At 32.1% G+C, this 23,144-nt stretch carries 27 protein-coding genes; 8 read left to right on the forward strand and 19 right to left on the reverse strand.

All coding sequences use genetic code 11. From position 1 onward, the window contains the following. Positions 1-52: 52 nt before the first annotated feature. On the reverse strand, positions 53-1,096 hold the full coding sequence (locus F8162_RS22860) for an aspartate-semialdehyde dehydrogenase (protein ID WP_151630356.1): 1,044 nt from the start codon (positions 1,094-1,096) through the stop codon (positions 53-55). 105 nt (positions 1,097-1,201) lie between these two features. Here F8162_RS22860 and F8162_RS22865 point away from each other — a divergent pair, with 105 nt between their 5' ends. Continuing rightward, complete coding sequence (locus tag F8162_RS22865; RefSeq protein WP_151630355.1) at positions 1,202-2,092, forward strand: LysR family transcriptional regulator; 891 nt, start codon at positions 1,202-1,204, stop codon at positions 2,090-2,092. Between the two features lie 58 nt (positions 2,093-2,150). On the opposite strand, the gene F8162_RS22870 is transcribed toward F8162_RS22865, so the two are convergent. Beyond that, the gene (locus F8162_RS22870) at positions 2,151-2,756 is read right to left on the reverse strand and encodes a PRK06770 family protein (protein WP_151630354.1); all 606 of its coding nucleotides are present in this window, start codon (positions 2,754-2,756) and stop codon (positions 2,151-2,153) included. A gap of 212 nt (positions 2,757-2,968) precedes the next feature. On the opposite strand from F8162_RS22870, the gene F8162_RS22875 reads away from it, so the two are divergent. Further along, entirely contained in the window at positions 2,969-3,730 is a 762-nt protein-coding gene (locus tag F8162_RS22875; RefSeq protein WP_151630353.1) for an arginase family protein, read from the forward strand. Between the two features lie 37 nt (positions 3,731-3,767). Here the strand turns inward: F8162_RS22875 and F8162_RS22880 are convergent, their stop codons facing one another. Together F8162_RS22880 and F8162_RS22885 are read right to left on the reverse strand one after the other, a co-directional pair. Next, positions 3,768-4,463 (reverse strand): AAA family ATPase, encoded by a 696-nt coding sequence (locus F8162_RS22880; RefSeq protein ID WP_225990175.1) that lies wholly within the window; start codon positions 4,461-4,463, stop codon positions 3,768-3,770. Then, entirely contained in the window at positions 4,427-5,323 is an 897-nt protein-coding gene (locus F8162_RS22885) for a CPBP family intramembrane glutamic endopeptidase (RefSeq protein WP_151630352.1), read from the reverse strand. Before F8162_RS22885 ends, F8162_RS22880 begins: the two co-directional genes overlap by 37 nt. Before the next feature lie 375 nt (positions 5,324-5,698). Between F8162_RS22885 and cspD the strand changes: the two genes are divergently transcribed. Next, on the forward strand, positions 5,699-5,902 hold the full coding sequence (gene cspD, locus F8162_RS22890) for a cold-shock protein CspD (RefSeq protein ID WP_000176365.1): 204 nt from the start codon (positions 5,699-5,701) through the stop codon (positions 5,900-5,902). Between the two features lie 86 nt (positions 5,903-5,988). Continuing rightward, positions 5,989-6,174 (forward strand): cold-shock protein, encoded by a 186-nt coding sequence (locus tag F8162_RS22895; protein ID WP_000286198.1) that lies wholly within the window; start codon positions 5,989-5,991, stop codon positions 6,172-6,174. Positions 6,175-6,212: 38 nt separating this feature from the next. Here the strand turns inward: F8162_RS22895 and F8162_RS22900 are convergent, their stop codons facing one another. Continuing rightward, positions 6,213-6,764 carry a GNAT family N-acetyltransferase gene (locus F8162_RS22900; protein WP_151630351.1) on the reverse strand — a complete coding sequence of 184 codons (552 nt, stop codon included), beginning with the start codon at positions 6,762-6,764 and terminating at the stop codon, positions 6,213-6,215. A 369-nt stretch (positions 6,765-7,133) separates the two neighbouring features. Here F8162_RS22900 and F8162_RS22905 point away from each other — a divergent pair, with 369 nt between their 5' ends. Further along, positions 7,134-7,682 (forward strand): hypothetical protein, encoded by a 549-nt coding sequence (locus F8162_RS22905; protein WP_151630350.1) that lies wholly within the window; start codon positions 7,134-7,136, stop codon positions 7,680-7,682. 51 nt (positions 7,683-7,733) lie between these two features. On the opposite strand, the gene F8162_RS22910 is transcribed toward F8162_RS22905, so the two are convergent. From F8162_RS22910 to F8162_RS22930, 5 genes are all read right to left on the reverse strand, one after another. Further along, positions 7,734-9,134, reverse strand: coding sequence for a protoporphyrinogen oxidase (locus F8162_RS22910; RefSeq protein WP_151630349.1), 1,401 nt, complete (start codon positions 9,132-9,134; stop codon positions 7,734-7,736). 60 nt (positions 9,135-9,194) lie between these two features. Then, on the reverse strand, positions 9,195-9,923 hold the full coding sequence (locus F8162_RS22915; RefSeq protein WP_151630348.1) for an alpha/beta fold hydrolase: 729 nt from the start codon (positions 9,921-9,923) through the stop codon (positions 9,195-9,197). Between the two features lie 114 nt (positions 9,924-10,037). Beyond that, a complete protein-coding gene (locus F8162_RS22920) occupies positions 10,038-10,187 on the reverse strand; it encodes an aspartyl-phosphate phosphatase Spo0E family protein (RefSeq protein ID WP_000424361.1) in 150 nt (49 codons plus the stop codon). A gap of 165 nt (positions 10,188-10,352) precedes the next feature. After that, complete coding sequence (locus F8162_RS22925; RefSeq protein WP_151630347.1) at positions 10,353-11,300, reverse strand: hypothetical protein; 948 nt, start codon at positions 11,298-11,300, stop codon at positions 10,353-10,355. Between the two features lie 34 nt (positions 11,301-11,334). Then, positions 11,335-11,895 (reverse strand): helix-turn-helix domain-containing protein, encoded by a 561-nt coding sequence (locus F8162_RS22930; RefSeq protein ID WP_151630346.1) that lies wholly within the window; start codon positions 11,893-11,895, stop codon positions 11,335-11,337. A 171-nt stretch (positions 11,896-12,066) separates the two neighbouring features. Between F8162_RS22930 and F8162_RS22935 the strand changes: the two genes are divergently transcribed. Further along, complete coding sequence (locus tag F8162_RS22935) at positions 12,067-12,954, forward strand: DMT family transporter (RefSeq protein WP_151630345.1); 888 nt, start codon at positions 12,067-12,069, stop codon at positions 12,952-12,954. A 36-nt stretch (positions 12,955-12,990) separates the two neighbouring features. On the opposite strand, the gene F8162_RS22940 is transcribed toward F8162_RS22935, so the two are convergent. The 4 genes from F8162_RS22940 to catA form a co-directional block, all read right to left on the reverse strand. Continuing rightward, entirely contained in the window at positions 12,991-13,899 is a 909-nt protein-coding gene (locus F8162_RS22940; protein ID WP_151630344.1) for a DUF2935 domain-containing protein, read from the reverse strand. A 364-nt stretch (positions 13,900-14,263) separates the two neighbouring features. After that, positions 14,264-14,776 (reverse strand): GNAT family N-acetyltransferase, encoded by a 513-nt coding sequence (locus F8162_RS22945; protein WP_151630343.1) that lies wholly within the window; start codon positions 14,774-14,776, stop codon positions 14,264-14,266. 152 nt (positions 14,777-14,928) lie between these two features. Then, complete coding sequence (locus F8162_RS22950; protein ID WP_151630342.1) at positions 14,929-15,873, reverse strand: GNAT family N-acetyltransferase; 945 nt, start codon at positions 15,871-15,873, stop codon at positions 14,929-14,931. A gap of 201 nt (positions 15,874-16,074) precedes the next feature. Further along, positions 16,075-16,725, reverse strand: a complete 651-nt coding sequence (gene catA / locus F8162_RS22955; RefSeq protein WP_151630341.1) for a type A chloramphenicol O-acetyltransferase — start codon at positions 16,723-16,725, stop codon at positions 16,075-16,077. 201 nt (positions 16,726-16,926) lie between these two features. On the opposite strand from catA, the gene F8162_RS22960 reads away from it, so the two are divergent. Beyond that, positions 16,927-17,109 carry a DUF4021 domain-containing protein gene (locus tag F8162_RS22960; RefSeq protein WP_151630340.1) on the forward strand — a complete coding sequence of 61 codons (183 nt, stop codon included), beginning with the start codon at positions 16,927-16,929 and terminating at the stop codon, positions 17,107-17,109. Positions 17,110-17,155: 46 nt separating this feature from the next. Here the strand turns inward: F8162_RS22960 and F8162_RS22965 are convergent, their stop codons facing one another. After that, on the reverse strand, positions 17,156-19,387 hold the full coding sequence (locus tag F8162_RS22965) for an MMPL family transporter (RefSeq protein WP_151630339.1): 2,232 nt from the start codon (positions 19,385-19,387) through the stop codon (positions 17,156-17,158). Between the two features lie 116 nt (positions 19,388-19,503). Here F8162_RS22965 and F8162_RS22970 point away from each other — a divergent pair, with 116 nt between their 5' ends. Continuing rightward, positions 19,504-20,133: a TetR/AcrR family transcriptional regulator gene (locus tag F8162_RS22970; RefSeq protein ID WP_151630338.1), complete on the forward strand. Its 630-nt coding sequence runs from the start codon at positions 19,504-19,506 to the stop codon at positions 20,131-20,133. Between the two features lie 135 nt (positions 20,134-20,268). Here the strand turns inward: F8162_RS22970 and F8162_RS22975 are convergent, their stop codons facing one another. The 4 genes from F8162_RS22975 to F8162_RS22990 all read right to left on the reverse strand — a co-directional run bounded on the left by F8162_RS22975 (position 20,269) and on the right by F8162_RS22990 (position 23,128). After that, on the reverse strand, positions 20,269-20,922 hold the full coding sequence (locus F8162_RS22975) for an MBL fold metallo-hydrolase (RefSeq protein ID WP_151630337.1): 654 nt from the start codon (positions 20,920-20,922) through the stop codon (positions 20,269-20,271). A 66-nt stretch (positions 20,923-20,988) separates the two neighbouring features. After that, entirely contained in the window at positions 20,989-21,396 is a 408-nt protein-coding gene (locus F8162_RS22980; protein WP_151630336.1) for a GNAT family N-acetyltransferase, read from the reverse strand. A gap of 600 nt (positions 21,397-21,996) precedes the next feature. After that, entirely contained in the window at positions 21,997-22,464 is a 468-nt protein-coding gene (locus F8162_RS22985; protein ID WP_151630335.1) for a DMT family transporter, read from the reverse strand. A 178-nt stretch (positions 22,465-22,642) separates the two neighbouring features. Then, positions 22,643-23,128: a DUF2798 domain-containing protein gene (locus F8162_RS22990; protein WP_151630334.1), complete on the reverse strand. Its 486-nt coding sequence runs from the start codon at positions 23,126-23,128 to the stop codon at positions 22,643-22,645. Between the last annotated feature and the right edge of the window lie 16 nt (positions 23,129-23,144).

The following is a 23,144-nucleotide window of genomic DNA, read 5'->3' on the forward strand; positions in this document are numbered from 1 at the left end:
TAAGAACTAGGAAACTAGAGTTTCCTAGTTCTTATTTTTGTGTAATTCTATACTAAATAATCCCTTCCTCCACCAACGTTTCTGCAATTTGAACTGAGTTCCAAGCAGCCCCTTTTAATAAATTATCGGAAACAATCCAAAGATGGAACCCTTTTGGCGTATCAGGATCTTTTCTAATTCTCCCGACAAATGTGTCTATTTTCCCTTCTGCATATAATGGCATTGGATACAGCTGTTCACTAGGGTTATCTTGCAATATAACACCTGGTGCATCCAGCAATACTTCTCTTATTTCTGCAACGGTCGCTTCTTTTTCAAGTTCAATATAAACCGATTCTGAATGCCCTGAAACAACTGGAACACGCACACAAGTAGCTGCCATTTTCAAGTTTTGGTCCTCCAAAATTTTCTTCGTTTCTTGAATCATTTTTACTTCTTCAAATGTAAAATCATTCTCTGTAAATAGATCTACTTGAGGCAATACATTAAATGCAATTGGATAGTGTTTTTTATCTTTTTTCGCGGGCAGTATATTACTCTTAACCTCTTCCCCTGCAAGCATTGACTTTGTCTGTTCCTTTAATTCATGAATCGCATGAATTCCTGATCCTGATACAGCTTGGTATGTGGAAACGATAATTCGTTCTAAACCAAATGATTTTCGAATCGGCTGAAGAGCTGTTACCATCTGTAATGCTGAACAATTTGGAACCGCTATGATACCTTTATGATCCTTTAAAGTGTGCGCATTTACTTCTGGAACAACAAGTGGTACACCATGTGCCATTCGGTACTCACTTGTGTTGTCAATTACGATGGCGCCACTAGAGACTGCGTAATTAACAAATTGTCTAGACACTTCTCCTCCAGCACTAAAAAAGGCAATATCTACACCTTCAAAGCTAGTTGTTTTTGCCTCTTGTATTACTATCTCTCGTCCTTGAAACTGCACTACCTTACCAGCGGACCTTTTTGACGAAAGTAATGTAACTTCAACTATATTAAATGTAGTTTCTTTCTCTAACAGTTCAATAATTTTCTGTCCTACTGCACCTGTAGCCCCCACTACAGCTACATGATAGCCCTTTTCAATCATCTTTTCTCCTCCAATACCACTTAAATGAATATTGCTACAATTTCATTTTATAAAGAATTTAATCATTTGGAAAATTGAAATACATGATATAATCATTCACAAATCATGATAATAAAAGAGGGATCGCTTATGGAAATGAGACATGTTAAAACATTTTGCGCCATTGTTAAGTATGGTAGTTTTTCTAAAGCTGCTCATGCGTTAGGTTATGCGCAATCTACTGTAACAGCGCATATGAAAGCATTAGAAAACGATTTACACCTCCCTCTTTTTGATCGATTAGGGAAAAAAATACTTCTTACAAAAGCAGGTCATCAATTTCATCCTTATGCTCTAGAGTTACTTGCTATTTATGAAAAAGCACAAGAAATCCCTCAAAATAGTGATAATTTAGAGGGAACATTAAGTATTACATCTAACGAATCATTAGCAGTGTACCGATTACCACAATTATTACGTACTTACAAACAGGAAAATCCGAAAGTAAATATCGTACTGGAAACAAATACAAACGAACAAGCAATGAATAAGCTACGTGAAGGAGAAACAGATGTTATTTTCATAATTGGGGAAAGTATGGAACATAATGATTTTATTACACATACTTTTTGTAATGAAGCATTTGGATGGATTTTACCTACACATTACTCAACGCACTCTAATCCATTTTGTTTACTAAACGATACCCAGTTTATCTTTACAGAACAAAGCTGTGGCTATAGACCGATGGTAGATCGTTTTTTATGGCAAAGCGGGAATATACCCGCTAAAACATTTGAAACTTCCAACGTTGAAGTCATTAAACAATCTGTCATGTGTGAGTTAGGAATTTCGATTCTTCCTTACATCGTTGTAAAAGAAAGTTGCGAAAATGAGCAACTCTGTTTTCAGCCTATCGAAACGCCAGCAGTTATTCAAAGCCATGTAATCTATCATAAATCTAGATGGATTTCACCGATTTTACAATCGTTTCTTTCCTTACTAGAGAAAGAATAAAAAGTGCACATAAAAAAGAGTAACTGCCAAAAAGCAATTACTCTCTTCCGATATTATCTTATTTATTAGTCTGTCCCCCACCTGCAATTAATTTACTACCTGAATATGTACCTTTTTGCATAAACAATTGATTAATTAACTCTTTTTGTTCCGCTTCAGACATTACTCCTTTTCCTTCGCCTAAATTCCCACTTTGTAATTTCCAAATCTTATTGTGATCCGCGTCCATCTTTTCATATTTCCCTTGTTTCCATCTCTCTAAAATGTCTGCATATGTATTTCCTTGTACTAGATCATTACTCTTTACAATATCAAGTAAACTTTCAATACGTTCTTGTGTGATAAAAATATAACCCCACTTTTGATCAGCTTTCGTTTTTTGATGTGCCATTTCATGTAATGCTGTCTGTATGTTCTCATCTGTCCACTTGAAATTTTTATTAAAGCCGCTATTTGGTAATGAATGATTGCCATTTTCTAAAAGCTTTGCATCTTCAGCTTTTACATTACTATCAGCTAGTACTTCTGCTGCTGGAGCAGCTGGTGATTCCTTTTTCGCAGCTGGTTTACTATTATTCAGATAATACAGCATACCATATGTTACACCTACTCCGATAACCGCCATACCAGCTATAATTCCTATTATTTTAAATAATGTTTTCATCTTGCTTATTTCCTCCCACATATCCCATTTCGTATTTTCTATTTCCTGAAACATATGTATATTTCCTTATATTATATTTCTTTCCAATGGTAATTGAAAGATTATTCTGTCAAAACACCCCGTCTTTTTTTAAATACAAATCTACCTCTAAGCATTTCGTTTTAAATTAATAAAAATATATGCTAGCCTAAATTTAAAGGAGATGAATATATATGAGTTTATTGTATAGCGATTTAACTTTTTTAAACTTTGATAATACGTATTTATTACAAAATAAACTCCATTCTTATTCACATGAAGATATTGATTTTAGTCATTTAGAGCACTCAAACCTGTATTGCGAGTCTGCTTCTTTAATGCATATAAAACAGGAGTTATATCGTAGAAAGCAAAAAGGAATCACTTTTATCGGTTCTGGAAATTATCATTATGTATCTTATTTACTACTAAAAGAAATAGATGAACCGTTTAGCCTTATTTTATTTGATCATCACACAGACATGAACTTAAAAGAAGAAAATGAACAAACTCTTATTTCTTGTGGGTCATGGGTATCATTCGCTCTTCAAAAAAACCCGAAATTAAAGAAGGTAATTATTATCGGCCCTTCTTCTTTAAGCATTCATTCTACTGATTATTCATGCGTAGAAGTGTTCCCAATAGATACGTCTCATGAAGCATCTGCATATACAATACTTCCGTATATTCATACAGAAACTATATATGTAAGCATTGATAAAGATATGTTAGATTCAAAAGTAACTATTACAAATTGGGATCAAAGACAGATGAAACTCTCTACACTATTAAAATGTTTTCATTCTCTTATTAGGAATAAAGATGTCTATGGTATCGATATTTGTGGTCAACTACCGGTTTATCCTTCTCAACTCTTTCTAGCTAAATATACAAATGCTTTTCAAAAAAATGAAAAAGCAAACTTACAAATTTTAAATTCAATATATAATACATAAAAAAACAACGAGTACCTTATACGGCACTCGTTGTTTTTTATGCACGATGTTCTTTTAACCACTTCGTAATAGCATCTAACCGTGAAACATCAAAACGGCTCTTTTCACACACATTTAAACTGTTCAAACTGTTTACAATTTCTAATTCATTCGATTTTACATTTTTCGCGTCAATCATTTTGCAATACCCATCTGTAACGGTATTTAAATTTTCATAATAACGTTTAAACAATTTTGATATATGTAAATGTTTTTCAAAGTTTCTTCTTTTTTTCGTCTCGTCAGATTCTTTCCGTTTTCTAAGCTCTTCATCATTCGTATATAAATAGAAATATTGATCAGGAAATCCAATTTCCCTATTTATCAGCTTTTCTTTATAAAAGTTTTCTATTAAAGATAATGGCTGATTAAATATATCAAAATGGAAACACCAATTATAACTAAGTGGCTGATAAATATCGCCATCAAGTATTACTAATTCATATTGCTCTGACTTCTGCACTGCTATTTTCCAGCGCTCTACTTGCTTTTCAAAATACCATGTTCTATGTTCGTTTTTGGGTCTTTCAAATAAAACATTCACTTCAGGTATAATGTACGCACCATAATTTTTTTCTAACTCACGACACGTGCTGCTCTTACCAACCGCGCTCGCTCCCTCAAACGCTATAATCCCCATAGTTTCTCCCACTTTCATTAACTTAGATCTCGTTGTTTCGCTTTTCTCCCCCATAACTGTCTCCATAAAACAATGGAAGCGATAGAAAGCATGATTGTTGTGATGATACTACCCTCGATTCCGAACGAGCCTCCATGAAGGAATTCCGATCCTTTTGTTACAGGTTTAAAAAGTGGTGTAGAATACATTGCCATTCCACTAACTGCAAATCCGAATACGTTATATTGTGCCCAATTCCAAATGGAATGCCATGCGCATATCCCCCAAAGACTACTGTCTTTCAAAACGTAAAAAGCTGCAAATACACCAACTAATATTATATTCGATATTGAAAGAATTGTAATACCTGGATTTAGTAAATGAAGAAAACCAAATAAAAAAGAAGTAACAACAATCCCGATCCATATACGGCTTCTTATTGAAAGGACTGGAAATAGCCATCCTCGAACAACAATCTCTTCTGTTGCACCTTGTATTAAAAAAGCAACTAAAGATCCCGCAATTCCAAGTATAGCGGTTGGTGTGATTTGTTGCATTTGTAGTTGTACATTACTTGTTAATAAAAGGAGCATGACTGGTATTGAAATGAAAACAAAACCTATTAATGCGCCTTTCAAATATTTTCTTATCCACTGATTTCTCCAAAACCCAATGGATGAAATCGATCTTTTCTCTACAAATCTAATCCATAAAAACACAAAAAATATAGCTCCACCAAACGTCAAGATCATCTCTATATCACTATAAATTGCCTTCATTAAAAGTGTTTCTGCTTTCGGTAAAAAAAGCATAAATAACATGAACAATTCACCTAAAGTTAAAAATACAATTGCAAGTATAACAGCGAATACCGGATGAACTTTTCTTCTTCCCTCTTTGGCTGCTTCAATTATTTTAAATTGAGTAAATTGCAATATTCTCACCTCCATAACAAATATATATATAAATAATATATATCATTTCTCTAATGCAAATTTTCAATAAAAATGTTCTCAGTTTAGCATAAACCCGAATTAGGAATAATATATAAATAAAAGAGATGACTTTGTGCGTCTTACTATTATCACCAAGATTATTCACTGGTATTACCATCACTTGCTATTTCCCACCATTTGTTGTAAGATAGTAATTAAGGTCAATTTAACACTATATTTTCTTTGCATATTATCAAGTATCAATCAGGAACATTTTGTACGCCTTATTGGTTTTTGATAATATGTGAACTTTTATTTTTCATTCAAATAAGGCCGATCATATTGTAATCTTTTTAAATTTTAGGAGGCATTACCATGACATTAACAGGTAAAGTAAAATGGTTTAACAGCGAAAAAGGTTTCGGTTTCATCGAAGTTGCAGACGGTAACGACGTATTCGTTCACTTCTCAGCTATCACTGGCGACGGCTTCAAATCTCTTGACGAAGGTCAAGAAGTTAGCTTCGAAGTTGAAGACGGTAACCGTGGACCTCAAGCTAAAAACGTTGTAAAGCTATAATTCAAACAATAAAAAGGTTGTTACCAGCTCGGTTAACAACCTTTTTAATATATAACTAAAATTTTTTACATAAAAGGAGTGGTTATATGTATCGCAATCGAAAGAACGATGTAGCAGAAGTACCACCAGAACAAACCCCTGTCTGGGAATGTGAAGCAGAGGATTGTTTAGGATGGATGAGAAAGAACTTTTCATTTGAAGAAGAGCCTAAATGCCCTTTATGTAAAAGTAGCATGAAAAGCGGAGAACGTTTATTACCTAAATTAGGTTAATTTTTACTTAACCCCTCTTTTATAAGAGGGGTTTTTTATTATAAATTTATATCTTCTACATCGGTTCGAACTATAGAGTACAGTAGTGCATCATGTTGCTTATTTCCTTGATGAATATATCCACGTAATAACCCTTCTTTATGAAAGCCTATTTTAGATAACATTTTACAAGAAGTAACATTTTCAGGGTATGTAATAGCTCCAATTCTAAATAAACCTAAATCTTGAAATCCATAATGAATAATTTCCCCGGCCGCTTCTGACGCATAACCATTCCCCCAATAACGAGGATGTAAGTCATATCCAATTTCAGATCGTTTACTCCATAGTTGTAAATTATTTAATCCAATTGTACCTACTAAAGTATTTGTTTCTTTTAATACAATCCCCCATCGTATCGCCTTTTTCTCGAAATAATTTTTTGAAAAAGATTCAATCATACGTGAAGCTTGTCCAAACTCCGTAAAAGAATTCATACCGTAATAACATGTTACCTCATCCAATGAAAAGATTTCATATATTTTTTGACAATAAGATTGTTCTATTTCAACTAAACGCAAACGTTCAGTTTCTAATATAGGAAATGCCATAGAATCATTCCTTTCTTTCTACTCATTCATTATAGCAGAAAAAATATTTTAAATTAGGAAAGTCCTTAATGTCCCATTAATCAAATATTTCAAGAGAAGCTTATCCTCTTAATTCCATACGAACTAAGAGTAACCCTTCTTGCTTTTATATGATTAGAAAAAATAAAGAGATGATCAAAATACTATGACCATCTCTTTATTATCTATTTTCAAAAATTAATTGTTTTATTTTCATCACTCTGCTCGTAATAATATGTATTATAATTTCGACTCCATACTCACTTTTCCCTTCTAAAATAACAACCTATCCCATACATTTATGGTAAAATATAGTTAAAATATAGTTTGTTATGGAGGTGTATATTTTCTATGTATATATTCATCGGTTTATCCCTCTTACTCATATTACTCATATTTTTATTTGCAAAAAAGTTCGCACCAAACTCATTCATGATGACTAGTTTTAAAGGTAATAGCTTTAAGACATTTTCAATTAGCATTTTAATCGCCGCCACTCTTTCACTTTCCTATGGAATCTACCACGCAGCAACATATCAACCTAAACATTTAGATATCACGTTACAAAATCATAACTTTACTGTTTTCGGTAATGTTGGGGAGCTTGGATATTTCTCAGAAGAATTACTAAAAAAAGATATAGAAGTTGAACTATATTTTGCCTCTTGGAAACCAATGCAATTAAATAATCCAGAAATAATAGTAAATTATCCTTCAGGTAAACAGGAATCATGGAAACCGAACATAACATTACTTCCTGCCAATACATTGAAAGAGAAACACGGTATAAAAGAACTTTATCAACTCTCATCCTATTCATTTAAAGAGTCCGGAAATATAACATTAACGATTACTGAGAATAATACAACTAATAAAAAAATTTCTATTCAAGTGAAATAAATAAAATGTCCCTCCAGTATACTGGAGGGACATTTTATTTATATATGTATTCTATTTTGAAGGTTCCTTTAATGTTGCCATTATTTCATTTGCAGTGTTCTTTCCATTTCCAATGCATGCACCAATTCCCACACCGTAATAGGAAGCACCAGCTAAGTATACATTTGGATAAAGATCCGTCATTTTTTCTTGTAATGTTTGAACTGCTTGATTATGTTTTAAATGATATTTCGGCATTAAGTCTTTCCAATTTGTAACTTCAACTACTTCTGGTTCACCTTTAATTCCGAGACTCTTTTCAATATCATATAAAGCGACTCGTACTAATTCTTCTTCACTATAATTTTTAATCGTTTCATATACCGGATTGGTACTCTTATAAAACATTCTTACTAATAGCTCTTGGTTTCCAGATGTATGTTTCCACTTTCGGCTTGTCCATGTACAAGCATCACACTGTAAATCACTATTCTCCGTTACGATAAATCCTGTGCCATCCGCCGGTAATTGTTCATCTAATATGTCAAATCCTAAGTAAATACTTATAAGAGATGAGTTTTTAAATGTATGGAACTGCTCGTTTAACTCATTAGACTGTAATAAAGTTTGTGCGATATCATGCGGAGCTGCTAAAACAACATAATCTGCTTGAATTGATTCATGATTTGCAAAGGAAATTTCATAGCGATCACCTTGTTTCTTTACAGCTGTCGTTATAGCACCTTTCTTAACTACTGTCTCAGTCAGCACTTCTTCTAAACAGTCAATAATCGTAGATAGTCCACCTTTAAATGATACGAACTTTTTGTTTCCTGCTGATTGAAACTGTTTTTTATTCTCTTCAAAACCTTTAATAATACTTCCATATTTATTTTTATAATCCAGTAAATACGGTAATGTCGATGCCATAGTAAGCTCATTTAATTTACCGGAATATACACCTGAAAGCACCGGAGCAATTTGTTTTTCTACTAACTCTTTCCCTAAAAAGCTTTCTAAAAATAGAGCAAGCGAAGTATCTTTTGTAAACTCTTTATTTTTCGTTATGAAATCTTTTAAAGCAACAATTTTCCCTTTCGTTGATACTAGCGTACTGCTAAACAACGACTCGACACTCATCGGTATGCCAAATATAGTGTCAGAAGGAATTGGATGTAAAGTATTATCAGAATATATGTAAGAAATACCCGTTTCGTTATATACCATTTCTTCTTCTAAATTTAAATCTTTTACAAGCGGTAAAACATGTTCATTACGAGCAACGATAGAATCTGCTCCTGACTCCATAATAAAATCCTTTTCTTCTATGCTATGGATTTTACCACCTAAGTACTCTTCTTTTTCTACAAGGATTAAATTTAAATCAATATTATTATCCTTTTTTAATTTTTCTAAATAAAACATAGTAGAAAGTCCTGTTATACCTCCACCGATAACAACAACTGTTTTCATATGTGCTGCGCTCCTAACCGATACAATTAATAATTCCTTTATTATTATACCCAAAAGTCCTTATATTCGACTAGCAGCTTGTGCATTCTGTAAGAAATTAGACAATATATTCGAATATATTTCCGGTTGATCATTGTGCACTAAATGACCAGCAAACGGAATAACAGCAATATGAATATTGTCATTTAATTGTTTGAAGGTTGTAGCAGCTGTAACTTCATCTTCCGAATCTCCCCCTGCAATACAAAGTGTAGGTACTTGAAGATTAGCTACATCACCAGTTTCATCGAATGGGTACCAATCTTTAACTTGCCACGATTCAAGCAATGCTTTCCAATCACTTTTTTCATGAATTTGATTCATATAAGTTACAACTTCTACATTTTCCATCAATTGCTGATGGCAATTTGCTTCATACTCCTGAGACTCCTCCCAATTTTCTCCCTTAAGCGGAAAGATACCAGAAAAAGTTAATGTTCTCACTTTATCTGGATATTTTTTTGTAAATAAAAAAGCGACTAATCCTCCTAGGGAAACACCAGCTATATGACATCTATCAATTTGCAAATGCACTAACGTATCATGTAAATCCTTTACAGAACGTAGGAAATAATTATCCAATGTCCCCCCTGATCTTCCATGTCCTCTTAAATCCGGACGAATGACTTGATAATTTTTTTCTCGAAAAAATGCTACCTGCTCATCAAATTCTTCTAAACCTGTCATACCACCAGAATGTAAAAGCACAATTGGTTCCCCTTCGCCTGAAATGTAAGTATGTAAAATCATATATGCCCCTCCTTTAAAACGGAATATTCTATTAATTATTAGTATATAGAATATACATCTGAATTTCCAAATAAAAAAGAACTATAACATTTTCAAATCACGTCATAGTTCTTTCTATTTCAAAAACATAAAGTAATTAATCAATTTGTCTATTTCTTGGCTTAATGCCAGTACTTTTTCATGTTGAATTCCATAATCCGATACTAAATATAAAAGCTCTTCTTTTTTAATTTCTATTACTTTCTCTAATTTCACTAATTCCATGTCGTTTTATTTCTCTCCAATAATAAAATGTATGTATTTTAGTATAGCCTACTTACATAATTAGTAAAAGTAAAATACGCATGTAAAATCTTACAAATTTCAAAATAATATATTTTCAACAAAGAAATTTTTAATTTAGCCCTTTATACAGATCATTAGACTCCATTATGTATTAATAATAAATCGGAATTTCTCTAATGTTATATTTTTATATATTGGAGCTCTCTTTATATGATCAAAATAACTATATGAGAATTTAAAGACATGCCCGAAATCCCAATCAAATACACTATAATCTTTTAGCCAAAATTGATTTTCTGTTGGCAATGCATTAGCACGTTTAGATTCAATTAAAGGTAAACGATCTATAGGTGAGTGCAAGTTTATTTCACTATTCGACGTAAGATTTTGACTGGCACGTAACACGAATACTAGTTTTAACAGTGGACGTATCCCGCGATGGAATATATCCCTATGCCCTAAGTCATACATAATATTAATTGCATGAGAAAAAGTAAGTAAATGACCAATTAAATCATGATGCGATTCCGCTCTATAAATAATTTTAAATTGCGAGAGCTCCTTTAAAATAAACTTGGATACTTGTTTCGGATTTCTTAATTCACTTTCTATCACGTCATTTATATTTAATTGTTTTACTTCCTTCGTCGTAAAACCAATCCACGATCTACCTGGAATTGTTTTTTGAAACGATAATATAAGATTAGTAATCCCTTCAATCTCTTGATTACTACCCCATTTTTGTAACTCTTTCATAGCTAATAAACTTAATGCAGCATAAATGACATTATGCCCCCCCCAATGAAGTTCATCAATTGTATGTTCCAATGATTTTATAATCATTTTTTCAGCACTTTGAAAATCAATTTCTTCTTTACTATCGATGACTTCACCTAAGTTTTGCTTGTTCAGCATCATTTTTGTTTGGGAATACATACTACGAGTCACTTCTTCTTCCGGATTATTATCTTTCATAAAGAAATAACTAGCAATTGCAGCTGCTCCGAAATGTGCATGCCAAATATCATTTGTTTGTTTTTTACATTGTGAAATAATTGAAAGGCCATTTTTTAAAACAGTTTTATTTTCCATCTATCTATCCCCCGTAATAAAAATCAATTTATACTCATCCTAAAGATGGCGTCAATACAAATAAAATATGATTGGATTCATCACTTTTATTTAAAAACCGATGCTTCACGTTTGGCGGTATACGTACAACGTCACCTTCTTCTAAAAAATATTCTTTTCCTTCTAATTCCACATACACTTCTCCTTTCATAACAACAGCAATTTCTTCCTTATCTTCATGTGAATAATGACTTTCCGTTGTTCTTGCTTGTTTATTTAAATCCATCATTAACATTTCAATACGTGCTTTCATAAAATCCGGTGTTAATACATCATATACAATGTGATCATTGTTCTCCCGATATACTTTTTTTCGATCTTTTTTCTTAGAAATGAGTGAATCTGTATCGATTTCATTAATAAAAAGTGTAAATAGTGGTACATTTAATGCTTTTGCAATTAATTCCAATACACTTAAAGAAGGATTCGCATATCCTCGTTCAATTTGACTAATTAGTGAAGTACTAATCCCTGCATAATCAGCAAATTCCCGAATTGTCATATTATTTTTCTTACGATAACTTAATACCGTTTGTCCGATTCTATCATGGATCATAGTAAAAACTTCCTTTCGTCCATCATATTGCACATTTCGTTGTCTTTGTGCTGACATAGTAAACAAAGGCAAATAATCCTTTCCTATCGCCTTAAGGACTTATATACTTACCTTTGTACATTATATCGTATTAAGTTTATTATAATAAACATTGTATCGGAGGCACAAACTGTGAAATCACCTATTCTTTCATATTGCATCTTATTTTTCGGCGTATTTGCCCTATCAACTTCAGCGATTTTTGTAAAATTAGCAGATGCTCCTGCAGCTATCATTGCTTTTTATCGATTATTCTTTGCTGCACTAATTCTGTTACCCTTTTTACTTTTTAATAAAAATAATCGAAGCGAGCTAAAATCAGTAACAAGAAGACAATGGGTATTCGGATTCATATCTGGGCTCTTTTTAGCTGCACATTATGTACTTTGGTTTGAATCATTACAATATACTTCTGTAGCAAGTTCTACAGTTATCGTAACGTTACAACCTTTATTTTCAATGATTGGCGGTTACTTTCTATTTAAAGAGAGATTTACGAAAGGAGCGATTATTGGTTGCCTCATCGCTATTTCAGGAAGTATCGTCATCGGATGGCAAGACTTCCAAATTAGTGGAGAAGCTTTATACGGGGACATTTTAGCGTTTATTGCGGCCGGAATTATTACAGCTTACTTTTTCATTAGCCAACATGTTCGTAAAGATTTATCACTTATTCCGTATTCCGTAATTAGTTATGGAAGTAGCGCCTGTTTTCTTGGTTTATTTGCCTACATGCAAAACGAATCTTTCATCCATTACTCTACACAAACTTGGGTTTGCTTTATTGGCTTAGCTTTCATTGCTACGATTTTAGGTCAGACTATATTCAATTGGTTACTAAAATGGATGAGCACTACTGTTATTTCTATGAGTATTTTAGGAGAAACGATTGGAACTTGTATACTAGCGTACTTTATATTAGAAGAGACTATTTCTTTACAACAATCACTGGGAATTTCAATTATTTTCATTGGATTAGCATTATTTTTATTACAACCAAAACTGCCTAATCACAACTAACAAATAAAAAAGCATGACATTGATTTGTCATGCTTTTTATTGCTGTGTAGATTGATCCATCTGTTTTTGTTTCAATCTTTGTTCTAAAACATGAATCATAAACAGGAAATGTTCTGCTTCTCTTGTAACGTGATCAGCCAACAGAGGGTTGATAACATTTCGAATTTGGCACGTTTGAATTAGTTCTAATCCTGCTTTTTTGAAATTCCTTAACTCCACTGTCGCATTTTCGCTATCTTTATTCATTTTACCAATAATTGGATAGGTCGGTTCTTTTTTGTATAGCATAGATTCAACATCTCTAGCTTGGTTTAATAACACCTCAAAATCATCTCCGAACTTCAATGCTTTATGAACTAGGTTTCTCTCCGATTGATCCAATAATGAAGCAATAAAACGGGAATGCTCCATCATAATGCGCAACCAAAATACATTCTCACTAATGATCGCATCTTGAATAGGGTCCATTTTCCCTTCGTTAAACTTTTGAAGTGTTCGCATAAAATATTCTGCTTCTCTTGCAATGTGATCTACTAAAAGCGGAAAATTAAAACCTTTCACCTTACAATTAATAATTAAAATGAGTAAATTTCTTTTATAATTACGAAAAGCATATACGAGTTGAATACTTTCTTCATTTAATTGCCTAACCGCTTGAACTGTTTGCGGAATCGTAAACGCTTTTTGCAAATGTCGATCAAACAGATTATAAAATTGGTCTACCTGCTGAATTAAATTTTTATCATTTCGATTAAATCCTTCACCAAGAAACAATGCATGCTCTTTCATTATACGTAACCAAAATCTATTTTCTGTTAAAGATCGTTCAATAAATAATTGTTCAGTTAAGGATTCAGATGGAGCCGCTTTTAATTCTGGCGGCAACAGCATAGCACGCTGTTCATCCATTACAAAATGTCCAGGAATAGGTTGCTCTGTCGACAATCCAATCACTCCTTATTCCTTGAATGCATTAATATGCTATGTATAGAAATATATATAATTTAAATGTACTTATGTAATGTAGTGCATTGTTCAAGGTGTAATAATTTATACCCATGCATATATCTGATGCATGTTCCATCTAGCACTGTAGTTGTCTGAGTCATAATTACAGAATTGAGTATAAAATTTCTATTTCATTCTTCCTGTTCACAGAAATAAATACTATTAAGTAATATGCATTTCAAACTAAAATGATTCCTAACATATCAACCATTATTAATTATTCGTTCTTCTAATAGCAAAAAAAGCATGGCAAATATTAACCATACTTTTTATGTTAAAGCAACAGTCTTAATTTACAATTTTATTTATTATGTACAATTAAACCATCTGGTCTAAAACGACTCATCATAATTTCATTAATAAACTTTCCGTGGGCCTTCAAATTCCCTATCTTTACTCCCTCTTCTACAAATCCGAATTTTTCATATAGAGATTTCGCATTAGGATTCGTTTCTAAAACACCTAATTCCACTCTCTCTAACATTAACCAATTATCAGCTAAATCAAGCATTTTTGTAAGAAGTGCTTTCCCAATGCCTTTATTATGAAATTCACTATCTACCCCTATAAATAAATCACCCGAATGAGATCTACGTCCTGGGTTTTGGGTTAATCCAACAAATCCAACAACTTCTCCATCATACTCCGCAACAAATTCAAATTGATTTGGTGCTAAATTTCGAATTCTATTTTCCATCGCATCTACACGCATGCTAGGTAAGAAAACCATATAAGGTAAAACGTTATCTTGTATGCATATACGATGAATGGCTCTAGCATCTTGTATTTCTACCGCTCTTACTTTGATCCCCATAATTTCTTCCCTCCATATTCATAACAATACATATATATTCTCTAGCTCCCTACATAAAACCCCTTCTTAACTTCATTTCTTTATGTTATTTTTACATAATTATTTTAGAATAACATTCGTTTTTCTATCAACTTATGAACAATTTATGCTGGTTAACCCTTTACTTTATTATATAACTCAAGCAGGTTTTCAATTGAAATGCCATTTATTTTCATACCGGTTATATCACAATTTTCTATTTCCATATTCTTTAGATTACTATTATTTATCGTACTACCTTCTAAATCACATTTATCGAATAAAATTGGTTCTTTATCATCTCCAAGACTTGTATTTTTGAATTGCACTCCACCTAATGTCACCAAATTAAATTTACCACCAGAAAGATTTAAATCTGCAAATAAAGACCTTTTAAAATTTATATTTCTAAACTTTGATTGACTTACATTACAATTACTCATATTCATATGCATTATATTACTACCAACAAATGCACTATTTTTTAAATTTACTTGATAATATTCTGTATTAACCAGATTACAGTTTTCGTATTGGCTATTTTTCAAATCTTCATTTTTAATTAAATTCTCTTCAACTGGCTCTACAGTTATTCTTTTTACATAACAATACTCATCTTCAGATTTAAAAATTATTTCATAACCCATTTTTTTATAAAAATGATGATTATTAATTTGTCTACTAGATGTTTCAAGATCCCAAATCCTTATACTTTTGAATTTCTCTTCTATTAAATTAATAACTTGCGACCCTATTCCTCTTCCTTGATATTTAGGATCTACAAAAATACGATCAATTCTACCGTATGATTTACCAGAAATCGTAACTATAATTCCCCCTATTATTTCTTCGTCCATTATTACTTTGAAAGAATCCAGTTCTTTAATCGAATATCTCATCATTTCAACTGAAGAATACCCTGGTGGTTGGATGTTATAGTCAATTACATCATCTTGACAGCATAACCATCGTTTTGCTTCTTCATCAAATGTTCTTGTCATTATTTCTGTTAACTTTTCGGCATCTAAAATTGTAGTTTTTTCTATAGATATTATTGTCATTTTTGTTTTCCCCTTCATTGTTACAAAATAATAAGTTTTGCGAACGATATAGATATAAAATAAAGAAAATTAAAATTAATCTATTTATATACCATTAAACTACAAATCGACCCATTTTTTCCACTGTAACTTAGTATTAATGAATAAAAAAGAGACCATGTAATAAACACGGTCACTTCTTTTATTCATTTTTAATTGTGTATATTTAAAAATTACATATTACTTAAGCCACTCGTTACAACGATTACTTAACTTCTGTAAATCCTCTATAAATCGACTCGCATGATATCCATCACAAACCGAATGGTGGACTTGCAATGAAACTGGTAGTATAACCTTATTATCTTCATTAAAATATTTTCCACAAGTTATAATTGGCAATAGAAAATCACCATCATTATTAATATTCAGATTAAATCCAGTAAAACTAGACCAAGGTATGCTAGAGATTGGAAAAGAATTTGGCGGAATATTCTCTTTCGTGAAGAGACCATGAACATTAGCATAGCATCTCATATCTTCTTCATAATTTTTATAGAAAATGTGGAAATCACTAGAATAATCCGTCCATATACTTGAAAAAGATTTATCATCTTTATGGAAGATTGTATAACTTGGTGTCATTTTCTCCCAATAGCCTAAAACTCCTTCATCGTTAAAACATGTTCGAAATTCTTTATGATTATTTACTACTCTAGAAATTAAATATATAAAAACGGGATAAAATTTTATTCCCTTTTGATGTAATTCCTCTAATAACATCGTGATATCAACATTCACCGTCATACTAAACGTACATTTCAACTTTAAATAATGTTCAAAATACTGCTCTCTATGCCAATTTTCTCTGTCAATTATATGAAAACTCATTTTAATAGCCTCCTAAAATTTTATTTTTTATTTTAGAAGGCTAACTTTCTTGTTCTCACCACACCTGTTCACTCCTTACAATTTCAATTTATCCTCAAGTTTTTTATTTAATTATATAACATCCGCAAAATCCATTCACATATTTATTGAAATCCAACCACATACTATTAATAAATCAACTGACGTTTGGAGGGGTAAAACATGAATAACAAAAATGTAAATAAAAAAGAAAATGTTACCGAAAACGCTACACCTATTCAGAATAATAATACTGCAAACCTTAATGTGGAAGAACAAGCAATGAACGGCTTATATGGAATGCCAGAAACCGCTATTGAAGATGCTGATCACGCTGAAACTGAAGATTTGACTTCAAAAAATTAATGGACTACATAGAAAAAGCCAAGGAAAATATCCTTGGCTTTCTTAACTATGCATCCACCTTTTGTACTTCTTCACTCTTTCTCGAAAGTTTCCCTGGCCAAAAAGCAAAACGCCCTAGAACAACTGTAATTGCTGGTACAAGTAATGGTCTAACAATAAACGTATCTAGTAGTACCCCAATTGCAGTTACAATACCAAATTGAACAAGAACTTGAATTGGAAGTGTACCTAATACCGCAAAAGTTCCTGCTAAAATTAAACCTGCTGATGTAATGACACTACCTGTTTGTATAACCCCATTTTTTACTGCATCCAAATGATTTTGTGTCTTTCTGTTTTTCCATATTTCTGAAACCATAAAAATATTATAGTCTTCACCTAGAGCAACTAAAAATACGAATGCGTATAACGGTATCGCGCCTTGAATGGCCGGTGCTCCCATACCGAAGTGAAGTAATATCCATCCGGCGCCTAATGCCGAGAAGAATGATAAAACGACAGTTACAATTAAATAAATCATCGCGACAATTGATCGTAAGTAAACAAGTAACAATAACGCTATAATACTAATCATTACTGGAATAATTACCGCTTCATCACGTTCCGTAATTTGCTTTGTATCGTATAATGACGCCGTTTCTCCGCCAATCCACAATTGATCTTCAGCATTACTAATCTCTGCATCTTTTAATACTTTTTCTACACTGTTTTTCAATTTAGGGATTTGATCTAACGCTTCAATTGAGTAAGGATTTTCAGCTAAAGAAACCTCATACATTTGTATTTGCTTATTTTCTGTGCCCACTTTTGGATCTTTCACAGTTTTTACGAAAGAAAATTTCTCGAGTTCTTCTTTAATAGGAAGCTCTTTTCCTTTCGTATCAACAACAACTTTTACTGGCGCTAGTTCACCAGCTGAGAAATGATCACTAATTAACGTAAATCCTTCGCGGGAAGGCATATCTTTAGGAAACGATTCTAATAAGTCATATGTGTATTGAATACGTGGTACAAATGATGCCAATCCACCTAATACAAATACAGTGAGCATAATTATTGTCCACGGTCTTCGTACTACAACATCTCCAAGTTTTTCACTAAAGGCACCTTTTGATTTTTTAACTTTTACTACTTTCTTTTTCTTTCTTATTAATTCCTCATTCATTGAAGTTGTTCTCGGTATAAATGGGAAGAATGCAGCTCTACCGAAAATTAATAATAACGCTGGTAAAATTGTTAAAGCAGCAATTCCCATTATGAATACAGCAACACTAAATGGCACTGCAAATCGATGAAAGGCACCATAATGAGCAAGTAATAATGTTCCTAATCCAAGTACAACAGTTAACGCACTCATTATAATTGCTCCGCCAGAAGCTTTAATTGCAAGTTGCAATGCCTTATATTTATTTTCTTCTTCTAACAAGTACTCTCGATATCTTGAAATTAAAAATAAACAATAGTCTGTTCCAGCACCAAACAATAATACTGTCATAATTGATATGGCCTGAGCATCTACTTTAATCCATCCGTGATCAGCTAAAAAACCAAGTGTAGGACTAATAATACCATATGCTAAGCCAACAACAAGTAAAGGTAAAATAGCTAAAATTGGTGAACGGTACAATAAAATTAATAGGACTAATACGAGTAATACAGTAGCAACTAATAACTTCACATCAGCTTGACTAAATAAGCTAACCGCATCTGTTTGAATACCTACTGGTCCAGATAATCGAACATGTAATCCCGAATCACTTATTTTTTGTTTAAATGGATCTCCATCGACCTTACTATTCACTATGTTTCTTAAATCATCAAGATTTCCTTTTAATATATCTGTTCCAGCAGCCTTGTTAAAGAATACTGGTGTAACAAATGATGTACCATCTTTTGATGCACTTTTTAATAATACTTGTTCCGGAATTGTATCAAATGGTGGTAACGTTGATTGTTCCTTTAAAGGACTAGCCTTTAATTCTTTATAAACGTCTTGTATGAGTTTATAATCCTGTGACTGTAATCCACCATCTCTATACCATACTACTAACAAAGGATTCCCTGTATTATTCGGAAACTCTTTTTTCATAAGTGCTTCCGCTTGCTGCGACATAGCTGTTTCAGGTAAATTTTTCGGATTCGGTTCTTTCGTACTGTTTACTTGTGGCAACGTAAATGAAAGTAGTAATGTAATAAGAATCCAAATCGATAAAGTGATCCATTGTGTATTTTTCCCTGCTACAAGCCTCCCTAACATATGTAACGGGTGCTTTTTCATAAAAACCCACCTCCCTTTTTTCCTCTAATATTAATTATATATACTGGTCGGTTAATTAATCAAGAATGAATAAAAATTTGTGTTATAATTATCTCAACAATACATGTCAGGAGCGAATGGATTTGGAACAAAAACAACGTCCCCTCGGAAGGCCTCGTCAGAATAAAAATACAAAATCTACAAAAGAAACTATTTTAGAAGTGGCAACTCGGTTATTTCTTACTCAAAATTATCAAGTCGTTTCCATGGATGAAGTCGCAAAAGTTTGTGGTGTTACGAAAGCAACCGTCTACTATTACTATTCAACAAAAGCAGATTTATTTACCGCTACTATGATTCAAATGATGGTACGTATACGCGAGAATATGTCTCAAATTCTTTCTACAAATAAGACTTTAAAAGAAAGATTATTGAACTTCGCTAAAGTCTACTTACACGCAACGATGGATATTGATATGAAGAATTTTATGAAAGATGCAAAACTGTCGTTATCTGAAGAACAATTGAAAGAATTAAAATACGCTGAAGACAACATGTATGAAATATTAGAAAAAGCACTCGACCATGCAATACAAATGGGAGAAATCCCAAAAGGAAACGCTAAGTTTGCGGCTCATGCATTCGTATCTTTATTATCAATTGGGAATTTTAAAGATGAAAATCACAATCCAATTCTTGCTAATATAGATGAATTAGCACAAGAAATCGTTTCTTTTTATTGGCACGGTTTAGGTCATACATATTAAATAGATTTCCTTTAATAAAAAAGCATGTTTGATTTTCTTCAAACATGCTTTTTTATATTTTAAATGTTTTATTTATATACCAACAATTAGATTACACTTTGGCACCCATTAATCAAAAATTATTGTCTTCAACTTTTATAAATTTTGAAGTTGAATCTTTATATTCTCCTTACTTAATCCCCCATGGTAACAAACTACAGATTCAATATCTAGATTTGAATACTTCTTCAAAGACTTCTGCGCTTCCTTAACATTTAAAGTTGTTGGGGTGTGAATTCCTCCTAACATTCCATTCACACTATACATGGAGTCTCCTGCAATAAGAATTTTACTTTGTTTTAAATATAAACTAATATGACCCGGAGTATGCCCTGGAGTATGGAGAATACGAATGCCACCGCAATACGGAAGCTCCTGTCCATCAATTACAAGATCACTCACTTTTCCTTTTGGTGGATTCTCTACATTTCCATCTTTTATTAAAGGTAACTTCCCCTCAATATACGGCTTATCTAGTTCATGCGCATAAACTTTAATATCACTTACACCATTCTTCAATAATTCAGGAAGGCTACCTATATGATCTATATCCTGATGTGTCAAAATCACAGCTATTAGCTTACTAAATGATACGCCAACTCTCTCCATCTCTGCTTGTATGTCTTCAAATTGTCCAGGGAAACCAGTATCTATTAAAACTGCCATTTCATCATCCCATAAAAGAATTGGGTGAATAATAAATTCTTGAAACTCAAGTTGTAACATTTCTACCCCTTTAGCAATCTCCATACAGCAATTCTCCTTTATAATGAAGTTTGAAAATATGTACGAGTAAACCGAAAATATAAAGCGCGGCTATCTTATAATATGTTTTTTCATCCCAATAGAGAATGCCTCAAATCCTATAGATTCATAGTAAGATTGCAATTTTTCCACACACATAAGTTGGGGAATAACCTTGTTTTGTTCACAGTGCTGGATTAATCGCTTTACTATTTCTTTTCCAATACCAATGGACTGATATTCTGGCATTACACATACACCGCAAATAATGCCCGTAATTATCCCATCTGATATTACTCGTCCCATCCCAATTAATCTTTGCTCTTTAAAAGCATATATTGCATACCAACTTTGTTTACACATTTTCTCCAATTCATTAACCGTTAATTTAAGAGAATTCCATCCTAAAAATTCGTATAAAGCTAATAATCCATTGAAATCTGTTGGGTGTTCCATTGTGTAATTTATACTATTATTCATGTAAATTCTCCTTATTCTCTCGTTTGTTTGTATTTCACAAAATTACCCTTAATATGTAATTAACTTAAACAAACTTCCATAAGAACAAAATAATTCCTTCTCAACATAAACTAAAAAGAAGTTAACCTCACCTCAGTTAACTTCTTTTATATAAATCTATAATTATAGTATCAACCAAAAATCATACAACTGCAGACGATAAGAACAAACAAAACTAATAAACTATTTGAGAAATAACCCATAGAATACTACCCCTTTATTTAATTATGTTAAAGATTTTACCATAAAATTATTTTCAATATAATAATTGAAAAAGACATTGCATGCATTAGTTATATATATTTAGTAATATTATATTTTCGGTCATATTCTTCTTGCCTAAAGCCACTTCTTATACCCTATACTTAAGTTCATATACCTCAAAACAATATAAATAAAGAAGACCTCAACGTATCGATGTCTTCTTTTCAACTACGCTAATTGCTAACTCATGTTTTTATTCAATAGATATAAAACCTTCACTTATAGGACATATAAGAAAGACATTCTCTACTACATAAATATATAATCTGATTCTTAATACCTTTGCCTTTATATACTTTAAATCTCATCCTCAGTTATTTTAATAGCTTTTTTATTCAAAAAAAGATTTTTAAAAATTGCTACCCCTACAATTAAAAGAGCTATTCCAATTAATTTATTTATTTGTAAGGAAACCCTTTCTATTCCAAATAATCCGAATGTATCAATACATAACGCAACAACTAATTGAGTAATAAGACTAATGAGCACCGTATAAGCTGGACCCAAACTCTTTATTGCACCCATTATACAAATAATTAACCCACCAAGTGCACCAGCTACTAAATATATTTTTTTCACATCCTTTAAATCCGCTACTTTCTCTTCTTTCTTTAATAAAAATACAGTTGTTGCAATAAGGAATCCAATGAAATGCGTTATAATACTCGTTGACCATATACCAATATGTGAACTAAGTTTCGCATTAAAGGTTCCTTGAAGTGTAATAAATACACCAGCAAAAATAGCAAATACAATCCCTTTCAAAAAATCATCTCCTCATCTTCTATTTCTGACTTAATTAAAAGCTATAATCCTATATAAGCAAAAGGACAAATGTCACAACACTATGAAAACAACTGCGAATGACCATAAAAAAAACACCTCAAAATATTTGAGATGCGCTTTTATTTTTTATTAATATATATAATTTTAATAATTATAACTACGCTACATTAACAGATTTATTCTTCAAAACAAACTTTCCAAATAAGAAACGCACAAGCGGCCCCATAATAATTAATTGTAATGGATACGCCATAATGAAGTTTTTAATAAAAATCGAGAAATACATCGATACAAAGGAGCCTCCTTGTAGTCCACCATGTAAATACATCATAGCCATTCCGTAAAAAGACATAAAGAAAACCATTCCAATTACCATAGCTGTCGCCATCGCTATAATCATATTTACTTTTTTCGATTTATCAAATGGTAACGCGATTACAATTTTTTTCGCACAAGGTCCAACGATACATATTTCAATTAATAGTGCAATAATGAATCCAATTACTAGTTCTAATGCGATCTCCTTAATACGAATTGGTCCCCCTGCTCCGTTCAGTAGTAAATTATAAAACGTCATTACAATAACCATCCCAAGGCACATCATCATACCGAATTGGAGGCTTTCTTTTCTTGTTGTTGGCAATTTCTATCATCCTTTC

Source organism: Bacillus sp. CH140a_4T, assembly GCF_008923725.1.
GTDB lineage: Bacteria > Bacillota > Bacilli > Bacillales > Bacillaceae_G > Bacillus_A.

Bases quoted from the DNA above. Each gene is read 5' to 3' on its own strand.
- F8162_RS22895 (WP_000286198.1), top strand. From the start codon at position 5,989: ATGTATCGCAATCGAAAGAACGATGTAGCAGAAGTACCACCAGAACAA.
- F8162_RS22970 (WP_151630338.1), top strand. From the start codon at position 19,504: ATGGATTTGGAACAAAAACAACGTCCCCTCGGAAGGCCTCGTCAGAAT.
- F8162_RS22900 (WP_151630351.1), bottom strand. From the start codon at position 6,764: ATGGCATTTCCTATATTAGAAACTGAACGTTTGCGTTTAGTTGAAATA.
- F8162_RS22920 (WP_000424361.1), bottom strand. From the start codon at position 10,187: ATGGAATTAGTGAAATTAGAGAAAGTAATAGAAATTAAAAAAGAAGAG.
- F8162_RS22945 (WP_151630343.1), bottom strand. From the start codon at position 14,776: ATGGGGATCAAAGTAAGAGCGGTAGAAATACAAGATGCTAGAGCCATT.
- F8162_RS22875 (WP_151630353.1), top strand. From the start codon at position 2,969: ATGAGTTTATTGTATAGCGATTTAACTTTTTTAAACTTTGATAATACG.
- F8162_RS22950 (WP_151630342.1), bottom strand. From the start codon at position 15,873: ATGAAGGGGAAAACAAAAATGACAATAATATCTATAGAAAAAACTACA.
- F8162_RS22980 (WP_151630336.1), bottom strand. From the start codon at position 21,396: ATGAATAATAGTATAAATTACACAATGGAACACCCAACAGATTTCAAT.
- F8162_RS22860 (WP_151630356.1), bottom strand. From the start codon at position 1,096: ATGATTGAAAAGGGCTATCATGTAGCTGTAGTGGGGGCTACAGGTGCA.
- F8162_RS22960 (WP_151630340.1), top strand. From the start codon at position 16,927: ATGAATAACAAAAATGTAAATAAAAAAGAAAATGTTACCGAAAACGCT.
- F8162_RS22925 (WP_151630347.1), bottom strand. From the start codon at position 11,300: ATGGAAAATAAAACTGTTTTAAAAAATGGCCTTTCAATTATTTCACAA.
- catA (WP_151630341.1), bottom strand. From the start codon at position 16,725: ATGAGTTTTCATATAATTGACAGAGAAAATTGGCATAGAGAGCAGTAT.
- F8162_RS22915 (WP_151630348.1), bottom strand. From the start codon at position 9,923: ATGATTTTACATACTTACATTTCAGGCGAAGGGGAACCAATTGTGCTT.
- F8162_RS22910 (WP_151630349.1), bottom strand. From the start codon at position 9,134: ATGAAAACAGTTGTTGTTATCGGTGGAGGTATAACAGGACTTTCTACT.
- F8162_RS22905 (WP_151630350.1), top strand. From the start codon at position 7,134: ATGTATATATTCATCGGTTTATCCCTCTTACTCATATTACTCATATTT.
- F8162_RS22880 (WP_225990175.1), bottom strand. From the start codon at position 4,463: ATGGGGGAGAAAAGCGAAACAACGAGATCTAAGTTAATGAAAGTGGGA.
- F8162_RS22930 (WP_151630346.1), bottom strand. From the start codon at position 11,895: ATGATCCATGATAGAATCGGACAAACGGTATTAAGTTATCGTAAGAAA.
- F8162_RS22965 (WP_151630339.1), bottom strand. From the start codon at position 19,387: ATGAAAAAGCACCCGTTACATATGTTAGGGAGGCTTGTAGCAGGGAAA.
- F8162_RS22865 (WP_151630355.1), top strand. From the start codon at position 1,202: ATGATAATAAAAGAGGGATCGCTTATGGAAATGAGACATGTTAAAACA.
- cspD (WP_000176365.1), top strand. From the start codon at position 5,699: ATGACATTAACAGGTAAAGTAAAATGGTTTAACAGCGAAAAAGGTTTC.
- F8162_RS22870 (WP_151630354.1), bottom strand. From the start codon at position 2,756: ATGAAAACATTATTTAAAATAATAGGAATTATAGCTGGTATGGCGGTT.
- F8162_RS22975 (WP_151630337.1), bottom strand. From the start codon at position 20,922: ATGGAGATTGCTAAAGGGGTAGAAATGTTACAACTTGAGTTTCAAGAA.